The organism is Acinetobacter sp. ANC_7654 (assembly GCF_056779855.1).
This window is the reverse complement of sequence record NZ_JBWYIR010000002.1, coordinates 168633-181182: the sequence shown is the minus strand read 5'-3', so window position 1 is coordinate 181182 and position 12550 is coordinate 168633. Positions and strand designations below refer to the sequence as shown.

Sequence of the window (12550 nt, the reverse complement as noted above, 5' to 3'; positions counted from 1 at the left end):
TCTAAGAGTAGAAACTTGGATCTGGAATTTTTCCAGTTAATGCCCACTCTCCGACTTCCTGATATTTATAATCAATTGGATCATGCAGGGTTTGGGTTCGTACATTACGCCAGAATCGATCTAAATTCAGTTTTGCAGTAGTCGCGCGTGCACCCATCACTTGAAAAATATTTTGTGTCACATAAAGTGAAGTATGAGTCGCTGCGATTTTGGCGGTGGCGATTGCAATTGAGGCTTCACCACGTTGCTCCGCAGTTAATGTTTCCCCTTCATCCCACGCCTTTTGTAATGTATTGATCGCTTTTTCCGCGAGCAAGCGCACACCTTCAAGTTGCACATAAAATTCGGCGAAATGCTTTTGGGTAAATGGATCATTCACCGCTTGTTCAACCAGTGATTTCGACCAAGCTTTTTGTGTTTGAACTGTCTCTTTCGCAACATTGAACGCTCCCTCAGCAACACCTAAAAATAAATGCACGAAAATCAATTGAGCAATTAGCGGTCTCAAACTTGAATAAGGTGTACTTAAAGGACCGGGATTGAGGAGTAATTCATCCTTGCGAATTTTGACCTGTTCAAAATGACTGGTACCACTATCCGTTTGACGTTGCCCCATATTATTCCAATCTCCAAGAAAGCTCACGCCCTCTCGTGCTGTTGGAATCACGCCAATCAGTAACTTTCCATCTTCATTAAATCCTGAACAGAGCAAGATATCTGAATCAATTGATCCAGAACAAAAACTTTTATCACCATGGAAGATAAATTCTTCGTCAGAAACTTGTTTCGCGGTTGTTCTACGATCTAATGGATTTAACGTATTTCCCCAAAATAAGTTGTGTTTGGCGGTTTGTCTAAACCAATCTCCATATTGAGCTGGCTGTGCAAAAAGTTGTACCGTCGCTATAAGCAAATGATGAAAGCCATATACATGCGCAAGCGAACTATCGACTTGAGCAATGGTTTGAATGGTTTTAAAAATCGTGCTCCATGTTGCACCTTGCCCACCAAATTCTTTTGGAATAGATAAAGACAATAAACCACTTTGTCGAATTAGATCTCGCTGAGCCTTTGGATTTCCACCCTGTTTGTCGCGTTCTGCTGCGGTCTTCGCAAACTCAGATGCAAGTATTTGCGCAGTCTCAAGTGGCGTTTCAGGGTTAAAATTTAGGGGAGAATTCATTGTTATATTCCGTATCGCATCTGCTGATAAGCTTAGCAGATCAACATGATTTGACTTATCACAATGCCTGCTTTTCTTATCACTGAACTAAAAATACCGCTAGTTGAACTAACGGTATTTAAAACATGACTTCGTCTGTTTAATCTGGATTACTGCTGTGATTTCACTTCAGCAATTAATTGATCCACGACCTGTGGATCTGCCAAAGTTGAGGTATCCCCCAAACTATCTAGCTCATTAGCAGCAATTTTTCTCAAAATTCGGCGCATAATCTTGCCTGAACGTGTTTTTGGTAATGCTGGCGCCCAATAAATTGCATCTGGTGTAGCCACAGGTCCTAAAACTTTTCTTACCCAACCTACTAGCTCTTTCCTGAGTTCTGCTGACTCTGGCGTATCTGCCTGTAAAGTTACATAGGCTGCAATCCCTTGACCTTTGATGTCATGTGGCATACCCACAACGGCTGCTTCTGCAACATGTTCATGTGCAACCAATGCACTTTCAATCTCTGCAGTCCCCAAGCGGTGTCCCGAAACGTTCAGAACATCATCCACTCGCCCCGTAATCCAGTAATAACCATCTTTATCACGGCGTGCACCATCTCCCGTGAAATAATTCCCTGGATAAGTTGAGAAATATGCCTCGATAAAACGATCTGGATCACCCCAAATGGTACGCATTTGTCCTGGCCAAGAATCTTTGATCACCAAATTACCTTCAGCCTCTCCTTCTAGCTCTTTACCATCAGCATCAACCAAAGCAGGTTGTACACCAAAGAATGGGCGTGTTGCAGAACCAGGTTTAAGTGCAGTTGCGCCCGGTAAAGGCGAAATCATGAAGCCACCTGTTTCAGTTTGCCACCATGTATCTACAATTGGACAACGACTTTCACCAACTACGGTGTAGTACCAGTTCCAAGCTTCAGGATTAATTGGCTCACCGACGGAGCCCAACAAGCGTAAGCTACTACGGTCACTTTCACGGATAAATGCATCACCTTCACGCATCATCGCTCGGATCGCCGTTGGTGCCGTATATAAAATTGTGACGTTGTGCTTATCTACAATATGTCCAGTGCGTGCCCAAGTTGGGTATTGTGGAACACCCTCAAACATCAATGTTGTCGTCCCATTTGAAAGTGGACCATACAACACATAAGAATGACCAGTAATCCAACCGACATCAGCGGTACACCAGAAAATATCATCTTGTTTTAAATCAAATACTTCCCTAAAGGTAAAGTTCGCGTAAGTCAGATAACCGCCTGTAGTATGTAGCACACCTTTAGGTTTACCCGTTGAGCCTGAAGTATATAAAATAAACAGCGGATCCTCTGAATTCATTGGTTCAGGTGGACAGATATCTGTGACTGTCATGATTTCCATGTGATACCACAGGTCACGACCTTCATGCATTGTGATTGGGTTACCAGTACGATGCACCACAATGACATTTTGTACAGAGCTCGTCCCTTCAAGCTCCATCGCTGCATCAACGTTTTCTTTCAGTGGAATTGGCTTACCACCCCGCATGCCCGAGTCTGCTGTAATGATGACTTTTGCTTGGCTATCATCAATACGACTTGCTAAAGAATCTGGTGAAAAACCTCCAAACACCACGCAATGTACCGCACCAATACGTGTACATGCCAACATCGCAATGGCTGCTTCAGGGACCATTGGCATATACAGAACAACACGGTCGCCTTTGGTCACGCCATGCTTCTTGAGAACATTGGCAAAACGACAAACTTCATCGTGTAATTCTTCAAATGAAATAATTTTATGGCGTGATGGATGATCACCTTCCCAAATAATCGCAGGTTTATGTGGGTGTTCTTTTAAATGTCGATCGAGACAGTTTTCACTGACATTTAATTGGCCATCTGCAAACCATTCAACTTTGTAATTCTCTTTATCAAAGTTGGTATTTTTGACTTGTGTAAAAGGCTTAATCCAGTCTAGTTTCTTGGCTGCTTCGGTCCAAAATGCTTCGGGGTTTTCAATAGATGCTTTATACCGCTCGAAATATTGCTCTTCATTGGTTCGTGCAGTTTTTTTAAAAACTTCGGGTACTGGATATATTTCATTCATAATTCGCATCCTTGATTTATGTTTCTCATCTCGAGAGTTGTCTTGATCATACTGATCATTTTTTGTCTTATATCTTGAGTATGACTATACTTTAAAATTTCAAACAATCATGCTTTGGTCGTAGACTGAGCATTCATTTATTTCAAAAGTTATCCGTATCTTCTTGCCAATTGAACAACCTAAAAAATCTAACAATCAATGATCCGAATCATTGCTGATCATCATTCCTAAGCAAGTAAAATCTGTCGTTGTCAAAAAACTCCATTTTTTTATCAATAAATACCATTTCGATTTTTTTGTTGGACAAGGTGCTGAATGTTTATAAAAACATGCAATTTTTTTGTTATTTTCAGTTTATTCAATGAATAAAAATGACGATAAAACCTGCGAACGTGATTTTTATTCACTGTATTTTCAGGCAAAATGTAAACATTCAATACATTTGGAACACTCGTGGCTGAACAACAAAATTCTTTGAGTCAGGTGGCTCAAGGTACGACTCAACTTCTACAAGATGCAAGTGAGAAAACGGCTCAAACCGTCATTGCACATACTGCGAAATACAATGATGCATATACCACCATTGATAAAATCATGGATGGCTTTTGGGAACGAATCCCTTATATCTGTATTGCTTTGATTGTATTTACCTTATTTTGGTTGTTGTCTAAGCTGTTCAAATTATTTGTCAGAAAAGCACTTTCAGAGCGTTCATATACCAAACAAAATTTAGTGCTCGTCCTCAACCGCGTCGGTAGCTCTTTTATTATTTTCTTTGGCTTCTTAATTGCGATGGTTATTGCAATTCCAGGGTTTACACCTGGACAGCTGATGAGTGCACTGGGGATCGGCTCTGTCGCAATTGGTTTTGCATTTAAAGATATTTTTCAAAACCTGCTCTCTGGTATTTTAATTCTACTCGGTGAACCCTTCAAAATTGGCGACGATATTATTGTGAATGGTTTAGAAGGGACCGTTGAAGATATTCAAATTCGTGCGACCTACTTACGTTCACCTGATGGTCGCCGTATCGTCATTCCCAACGCAACGGTCTATACCAATGCAGTGACCGTCAATACGGCATATCCACGTCGTCGTTGTGAATTCGTGGTTGGTATTGGTTATGAAGATAATGTTCAAAAAGCGAAAGATATTATTTTAAGTATTTTAGACCGCGATCAACAGATTCTCAGTCAACCCGGATTTAGCGTGAATGTCTCTGCCTTAGCTGATTTCTCAATCAACCTCACTGTACGTTGGTGGGTGAATACGGGTGAAACTGCGACATCTACATCTATTAGTTTAGTTCAAGAAAAAGTGATTCAAGCTTTTGCTGAACATGAAATCTCGATTCCATATCCAGTTCAAGAGGTTAAAGTCTATCGCGGAGATTCTTCACAAGAAGATGAATCACCACGTGCTAAACAGACGACCTAACACATAAGGAATCACCGTCTCAGTACGAATAATTCGGTTGCCTAAGCTGACAGCTTGGCAGCCGTTTTTTATGAGTAAATCAATCTCATAAGGAATATAACCACCTTCAGGCCCAATCAATATCGTACACGGGTGCTCAATCGCATGAGGCATACTGTGGGTTGCATAAGGATGTGCTACATAAGCTGGTCGTTCAACGGAAATCATTTGAGGAAGAACATCTTCCACAAAAGGTTTAAAGCGTTTATACATTTCGATTTCAGGTGGAAATGTATCACCCGCTTGTTCTAAGCCCAGTTGAACATAGTGATCAATTTGTTGTAAAAATGGTGTTTGCCAATAGCTTTTATCGACCCGATAGCTGTGCAGCAAAATGATTTTTTCTACGCCTAAAGTTACAGCATCTTGAATCAATCGTCTCAATACTTTCGGTCTAGGCATAGCAACGATTAACGTTACAGGTAATTTCTTCGGTACAGGCTCTTCATAAAGTGGCTGAATTAAGATTTTCCTTTCAGAAATTTCTATGACCTCAGCTGTATATCGACCAGCACCTCTAATACCAACCTTTAAAGTATCTCCAATTTTAATATCAAGTTGATGCTTCAGATGCTCAATTTGGCGTGCAGATTGAATCGTCCAGAGGTCATCCTGTGCTGATGCAGGATCAAGCAATACAATATTCATATACTTAAAAACTAAAGGTATTGATTCAGGACATGAATATGTTTTTGCAATGACCCTGTATTCCGTTGCATGATCTTTTGAGCCTGATTTTGTACTGCTAAAATCGTTTCATCCTGAGATAAGCACTGAATAAGATGATTCACCACCTCTTCCGTAGTCTGACCGATTAGAATCCCTTTTTCTTCCACAAATTCATCGACAATGGTTTGAAAGTTAAAGTAGTTCGGTCCAATCACAGTCGGGACATTGAGTGATATTGGCTCTAAGATATTATGCCCACCGCCAGGTTCATTTAATGATCCACCCACAAAACTTGCTTGGCTCAATGCATACCAAATCCACATTTCACCCATACTATCAGCAAGATAAACTTGTGTATCAGCCTCAATGATTTCACCTAAACTACGTCGATGCATTTTTAATTCATGACTTTGAATGGCTTGTGCAACCTCATCAAAACGTTCTGGATGACGCGGTACAATAATCAACAAGACGGCAGGATGATCATTTAAATAATCTTTAAACTTAGATAACAGATTTTTCTCTTCAGGATGATGTGTGCTTGCAATCGTAATAATTTGGCGTGCTTGCAAATCCCAATCTTGATGAATTTGTTGCGCTTTCAATAGCATTTCTTCGGGCGCATGAATATCAAACTTAATACTACCCACTGTTTGACTATGCGCTGTAGCAGCACCTAAAGCCCTAAATCGATTCAGTGAAGCTTCATCTTGAGCCAAAAGTTGAGTCAGACCGCTGAGCATAGGCTGAGTAATACTTGGTACTTTGGCGTATCCTTTTGCTGACTTTTTAGATAAACGTGCGTTCACCAAAAAAGTGGGTATTTTACTAATTTTCGCCTGATCAATTAAATTGGGCCATAGTTCTGTTTCAACCAAAACCAACATTTTAGGTTGATATTTTTTAAAAAAAGCACTGACTAATTTTTTTTGATCTGCAGGTAAATATACTGCTTGAAAAAGATCTACATATGGTGCTTTTGCAAATAAGGATTTAGCTCGTGCCTGACCTGTTTTGGTGGTATTCGAAACCAACACAGCATACCCAAGCTTTAAATAATGTTCTATCAGAGGTTGTGCAGCATTGGTTTCTCCAACTGAAACCACATGAAACCATATCGCATTAAGATTTTTTGGAGATTGAAACGGACCGAAGCGCTCTAAGCACTCTTGATGAAATTGCTCAATATTGTCTGCTCGCTTTTTTATACGCCATTTATAAATTGGCTTTAATAAAGCCAATGCTGCGTTATACCAAAGTGGAGTTGTCAAAACGTAAGACCTCGAGCTTTCTTAAAAAAATAGGGCATGACCACGAAGTTGAGATCATACCCTGCGAATTTTTTCGGTTCAAATACTTATCTTAAATTTCAATTTCCTTGTAAAAAAGGATAATCGATATAGCCTTCAGCCACATTCGTCCCGATCATATTTTCTAACTTTAATTCATTCAAAGGAGCATTGTGTACCAAACGCTCATATAAATCAGGATTGGCGATATAATCTTTACCAAAAGACACTGCATCAGCTTGACCTGAAGTGAGAAGTTGTAAAGCATCCTCTCGACTTAAACGCATATTGGCAATAAAAGGAATACCTTGTCCACGCGCTTTTAATTCTTGACTAATACTGTCTTCTGCCAAATATTCACGTGTAAAGAAAAATGCAATGTGTCTTTGACCGAGTTGTTCTAACACATAACCGAAAGTTTCACGTGGATCATCATCACCCATATCGTGTTCATCACCACGAGGAGCTAAATGTACACCTACTCGACCAGCACCCCAAACTTCAATTAGCTCATCCACGACTTCTAACAAGAAACGCGCACGATTTTCCACCGAGCCGCCATATTCATCTTCACGCTGATTGGTTTTCGATTGCAAGAATTGATCAATTAAATAACCATTCGCCGCATGCAATTCCACACCATCAAATCCTGCCTCTTTAGCACGAATTGCTGCTTGTTTATATTGCGCTGTAATCGCGTGAATTTCAGAAATTTCTAATGGACGTGGCAAGACATAAGGACGTTTCGGACGCAACAAACTGACATGTCCGGCTTGTTGAACAGCACTCGCCGAAACGGGTATATCACCCTTCAGTAAATCTGGATGTGACACACGTCCAACATGCCAAAGCTGAGCGACAATTAAGCCATCTTTGTCATGAACAGCTTGGGTTACTTTCTTCCACCCTTCCACTTGAGCATCAGTGAATAATCCTGGCGTATTTAAATAGCCATTCGCCTCCTCAGAAATTACGGTCGCTTCTGAGATAATTAATCCACTACTTGCACGTTGCGCATAATACTCAGCCATCATTTCTGTTGGTACACGATCATCTGTCGCACGACTACGCGTTAAAGGTGCCATAACCACGCGATTTTTGAGCTTTAATTCACCAAAGACTACTGGGCTACTAAAATCAGTCATTCATTTATCCTCTTCACTCATTATCGTTAGAGTGATTGTTGAAGGTGTTCTGCAAAACTTTTTATCAGTGCTTCATTACGAGAAAAATAAGACCATTGACCATGCTTAGTAACATGAACCAAACCTGCTTGTTGTAAAACAGATAAATGATTAGACATGGTTGACTGAGATACATCTGCAATTTTTTCAATCTGTCCTGCACATACGCCACGACTAAAATCTTGCACGCACTCATCTTGTGGAATAAAGCGCTCTGGATCTTTTAAACATTGTAAAATTTGGCGGCGTATCGGGTTCGATAAGGCTTTAAAAATTGCTTCAGTATCCATCTCATTTCACTCAAGTTAATGATCTGCACTGTGCTGAACTCATTATATCGATTTTTATAGATATTAATATCGAATTATTACGATATTTAACAAATCGAGTTTATGAATGACTGTGCCGAATAATTCTGATTCTAACATTGAACTGATTTAATCTAGCAAGCTTCGTGCTAGAACAAAAAAAAGCAGGGCTTTTGCCCTGCTTTTTTTTAAAAATGATTAAAGCCCTTGTTTCAAACTAGCTTCAATAAATTTATCAAGATCACCATCTAACACGGCACCCGTGTTTGAGTTTTCAACGCCAGTACGTAAGTCCTTAATACGTGAATCATCCAACACATAAGATCGAATTTGGCTCCCCCACCCAATATCCGATTTAGAATCTTCTAGTGCTTGAGCTGCTTCATTACGCTTATTCATTTCCAATTCGTACAATTTAGCACGAAGCTGTTTCCAAGCATGATCACGGTTAGCATGTTGTGAACGCTGGTTCTGACAAGCCACCACAATTCCAGTTGGTGCATGGGTTAAACGCACTGCAGAATCTGTTTTGTTAATGTGCTGACCACCTGCACCTGAAGCGCGGTATGTATCCGTACGGACATCTGCTGGATTGATCTCAATTTCAATGTTGTCATCAATTTCTGGAGACACAAAAACCGCTGAGAATGAAGTGTGACGACGGTTGCCTGAGTCAAAAGGTGATTTACGGACTAAGCGATGTACACCTGATTCAGTACGTAACCAACCATAAGCATATTCGCCTTCTACACGAATAGTTGCCGATTTAATCCCAGCTACATCACCGTCAGATTCTTCCATTAACTCAGCTTTAAAGCCATGACGCTCAATCCAACGTAAGTACATACGTAATAGCATAGATGCCCAATCTTGAGCTTCAGTACCACCTGACCCCGCTTGAATTTCGACATAGCAAGGATTTGGATCCATTGGATTACTAAACATACGTCTGAATTCAAGTTTAGCCAGTTCAGCCTCAGCTGAATCAAGTTCTGCTTGAACATCTGCAAGCATTTCTTCTTCATCCGCTTCTACAGCAAGATCAAGCATCGCTTGTGCATCATCCAGTTGTGTTGCTAAACCATCTAAAACATTTAAAACGTTTTCGAGTTCACCTTTTTCTTTTGCCATCGCTTGAGCACGATTTTGATCATTCCAAATTGCTGGATCTTCAAGTTCGCGGAGAACCTCCTCTAAACGCTCTTTCTTTAGATCGTAGTCAAAGATACCCCCGTAGTGTTTGACCACGTTCGTTCAAGTCTTTCAGCTGGAGAAGATAAGGATTAATTTCCACGGTGTAGATCCTAAATATGTCTATATCAAAATTGGCAATATTTTAACACAGCCAAGTAAAACTTGAGAGTTTGCTTTTTTATTCAATATTCTCTTGACCATTGTTTAGTTATTATTAACAATACATTTAATTATTAAAAAATACTTACTTTATTTTTACAACAATAAGCAGAGACTTATGAAAATGAACAAAACCTATTTGGCTTTGGCCATCCTCCCTTTGACAACTTCAGCTATGGCCTACCAAGCTCAAATTGATGCTGAATATACCTATTTTGACCATGATAGTCTCAAGGTTGATTATCACGGTGTATTTGAAACAGAAGGTACTTATTACTTCAAAGCAGTTGATACTGAAAATAAACCACTTAATGAGGCTGCATTTCTTGGCCACCATAATCGCGTTTCAGCGAAATATAGTTTTCAGCATATTAAAGACGATAAAGTGTATATAAATGAAACAGTTGCACAAAGCAAACAAGAGCTGCACGGCTATTCAATAGGGGGAGAATATTATATTGATCAACTGTACTTCACAGGTGAGGTCGGTCGTCAACATTATAAAGTGGAGTCACGCTCAAGCTCACTAAACGGTTCATCTCATGCTAAGCAGCGTTTCGATCTAACCACCTATAGAGCTCTCGTTGGTTATACTCCTATTCAAAATTTACTGATAGCAGTAGGTATTAATGCTTATAAAGGTGAAGGCTTTGATGAAAATGCTTTTGCTTTAAAAGCCAAATATGTCACCCCATTAGGCCAAAATGGTCAATATCTCAATTTAGAATTGGATGGTAGTTTTGGACATGATATTGATTCGATTACATTTGGTGGGGATTATTATTTAACTCAACGCTTAAGCCTAGGTAGTGCTTATACACGAGATACGAATAGCACTAGTAAAATTCATAAAGACGAATACCAATTACGTGGCAAATACTTTATCAATAATAACCTCTCTCTTGGGAGTATTTTAAGATTCAGTGATGATGAAGATAAGTTTAATATAAACGGAATATATCGATTCTAATTCCATTCAACATGGGGAAGTAGCAGTTCCAAAACTGCTACTTTCGTTCAAATTGCATACAATTCATATTCAAAAGCAACATAAAATGACTAAAACACCTTATCTTTCACATGAATTAACATGTTTTTTTATTTTTTAAAATCAATAACTTAAATTTTTATTTTTACATAAAAATTACACAAGATACATTACTGTTACTTTTGCTTGATTGATCCTTCATGATTTTCCCCTACACTGAACTTGTAACAAAAAATGTATTAACAACTAACTCTATTGAGGGGAAGTATCCATGAAAAAATTAGCAATCGCGTCTGCACTTCTTTCTGCTTTAGCTGTAACTGGAACTGCAAATGCATATCAAGCTGAAGTAGGTGCTTCTGCAGGTCTTATCGATCCTGATAATGGTAGTACAAGTGGTTCATTTGGTGTTGATGGTACTTATTATTTCCAACCAGTTCAAACACGCAATGCTCCACTAGCTGAAGCTGCATTCCTTGATCGTGCAAGTAATGTAAATGCGAAATACCAATACAGCGAAGTTGGTGATGATGAAAGACATCAATACGGCGTAGGTGTTGAATACTTCGTACCTAATTCTGATTTTTATGTAAGCGGTAATGTTGGTCGTGATGATCGTAAATTTGATATTGGACCTGATTTTGATGAGACAGTTTATGGTGCTGAAGTAGGTTATTTGCCTGCACCTGGCTTATTAATTGCAGCAGGTCTTAAGGGTTACGATAACGACTATGATGATGGTGTTGACCCAACATTACGTGCTAAATATGTAACTACATTGTCTAACGGTAAAGATATCAACTTAGAAGCTGGCGCTGCATTCGGTGACCTTGATGAATATAATCTAGCTGCTGATTACTTCATCGATAAAACTTTAAGTGTTGGTGTGGATTACTATAGTAAAGATACTGGTCCTGCAGATACAAACGAGTTTGGTGTAAGCGCACGTAAATTCTTCACACCTCAAGTCAGCTTAGAAGGTCGTGTAGGTTTCGGTGAACTTGCAAATAATGATTACAACAAGTTCGGTTTAGCTGCTAAATATCGCTTCTAATATCTTAATTAAAATTTAGTGTTTCTTAAAAGCCCATCTTAATGATGGGCTTTTTTTGTGCAAAATCCCGATGGAATGTTATTTTTTGTGCATTGACTCATCCCCTTTTGTTCTTACAATAGAAATCAGCTGTCACAAAACAGTCATATTTCTATAACAAAGAGAGTCAATATATGTTTAAAAAAATTACACTTGCGACTGCACTTATTGCAAGCTTAGGAACTGCACATGCGTATCAAGCTGAAGTTGGGGCTACAGCCAAATTGATCGATCCTGATAATGGTAGCAATTCTGCAGGTTTTGCGCTTGATGGCACATATTATTTTAATCCTGTTCAAATCAAGAACTCTCCATTGAACGAAGCTGCATTTTTAAATCGTTCGAGCAACGTGAATGCAAAAGTATCTTATGACGACTTTGATGTGGTCGAATACTGGAATTATGGTGTTGGAATTGAATACTTTGTTCCAAATACTGATTTCTATCTAAATGCCAATCTTTCTCAGGAAACTCAAAAAATACCTAACACCCCTGATAATGATGTCACAAACTATAAAATTGAAGCTGGTTATTTCTTAGCACCATCTTTATTGGTCGCAGCTGGTTTACGTGGTTGGGATGATGACAACGATGATGGTATTGACCCTACTATTCGAGCAAAATATGTCACTCAAATTGGCACAAATGATGTGAATTTAGAGGCTGGAGCTGCATTTGGTGATCTAGACGAGTTCTCGTTAAGAGGCGATTATTATATTGATAAAACACTCAGCGTGGGTGTTGACTATTTCAATCAAGATTTCAATGGCGGATCTTTTGATGAGTTTGGTGTAAATGCTAAAAAATTCTTCAATCAGCAAGTAAGTGTCGAAGGTCGAATTGGTTTCGCAGATGACGGTAATACCTTTGCTGTACGTGGTGCATACCGCTTCTAATCTTTGAGTGCTAAAAAC

11 protein-coding genes are annotated in these 12550 nt (G+C 39.3%); 4 read left to right on the top strand and 7 right to left on the bottom strand.

Annotated elements, in window-relative coordinates; genetic code table 11:
* Position 1 precedes the first annotated feature (1 nt).
* Together AC1M86_RS03040 and acs are read right to left on the bottom strand one after the other, a co-directional pair.
* Positions 2-1183 carry an acyl-CoA dehydrogenase family protein gene (locus AC1M86_RS03040; RefSeq protein ID WP_481607216.1) on the bottom strand — a complete coding sequence of 394 codons (1182 nt, stop codon included), beginning with the start codon at positions 1181-1183 and terminating at the stop codon, positions 2-4.
* Between the two features lie 149 nt (positions 1184-1332).
* Positions 1333-3276 (bottom strand): acetate--CoA ligase, encoded by a 1944-nt coding sequence (gene acs, locus AC1M86_RS03035; protein ID WP_035265794.1) that lies wholly within the window; start codon positions 3274-3276, stop codon positions 1333-1335.
* Between the two features lie 453 nt (positions 3277-3729).
* On the opposite strand from acs, the gene AC1M86_RS03030 reads away from it, so the two are divergent.
* Entirely contained in the window at positions 3730-4713 is a 984-nt protein-coding gene (locus AC1M86_RS03030) for a mechanosensitive ion channel family protein (RefSeq protein ID WP_180028484.1), read from the top strand.
* Here the strand turns inward: AC1M86_RS03030 and AC1M86_RS03025 are convergent.
* The 5 genes from AC1M86_RS03025 to prfB form a co-directional block, all read right to left on the bottom strand.
* Positions 4687-5400 (bottom strand): 16S rRNA (uracil(1498)-N(3))-methyltransferase, encoded by a 714-nt coding sequence (locus AC1M86_RS03025; protein WP_481586864.1) that lies wholly within the window; start codon positions 5398-5400, stop codon positions 4687-4689. The two genes, AC1M86_RS03030 and AC1M86_RS03025, sit on opposite strands and share 27 nt — an antisense overlap.
* 11 nt (positions 5401-5411) lie before the next feature.
* On the bottom strand, positions 5412-6692 hold the full coding sequence (locus tag AC1M86_RS03020) for a 3-deoxy-D-manno-octulosonic acid transferase (protein WP_481607215.1): 1281 nt from the start codon (positions 6690-6692) through the stop codon (positions 5412-5414).
* Positions 6693-6790: 98 nt separating this feature from the next.
* Positions 6791-7855 (bottom strand): alkene reductase, encoded by a 1065-nt coding sequence (locus AC1M86_RS03015; protein WP_481588808.1) that lies wholly within the window; start codon positions 7853-7855, stop codon positions 6791-6793.
* Between the two features lie 26 nt (positions 7856-7881).
* Positions 7882-8184: an ArsR/SmtB family transcription factor gene (locus AC1M86_RS03010; protein ID WP_035265803.1), complete on the bottom strand. Its 303-nt coding sequence runs from the start codon at positions 8182-8184 to the stop codon at positions 7882-7884.
* 216 nt (positions 8185-8400) lie between these two features.
* Positions 8401-9496, bottom strand: a protein-coding gene (prfB, locus tag AC1M86_RS03005) for a peptide chain release factor 2 (RefSeq protein WP_481591851.1) whose coding sequence is annotated in 2 segments (ribosomal slippage) — positions 8401-9423 and positions 9425-9496 — 1095 coding nt in all. Because the reading frame shifts where the segments join, the coding sequence is not laid out codon by codon here.
* A 177-nt stretch (positions 9497-9673) separates the two neighbouring features.
* Here prfB and AC1M86_RS03000 point away from each other — a divergent pair.
* From AC1M86_RS03000 to AC1M86_RS02990, 3 genes are all read left to right on the top strand, one after another.
* Positions 9674-10525: a putative porin gene (locus AC1M86_RS03000; RefSeq protein ID WP_481607214.1), complete on the top strand. Its 852-nt coding sequence runs from the start codon at positions 9674-9676 to the stop codon at positions 10523-10525.
* 289 nt (positions 10526-10814) lie between these two features.
* Entirely contained in the window at positions 10815-11597 is a 783-nt protein-coding gene (locus AC1M86_RS02995; RefSeq protein ID WP_035265806.1) for a putative porin, read from the top strand.
* A gap of 173 nt (positions 11598-11770) precedes the next feature.
* Entirely contained in the window at positions 11771-12532 is a 762-nt protein-coding gene (locus AC1M86_RS02990) for a putative porin (RefSeq protein WP_481595747.1), read from the top strand.
* Positions 12533-12550 lie beyond the last annotated feature (18 nt).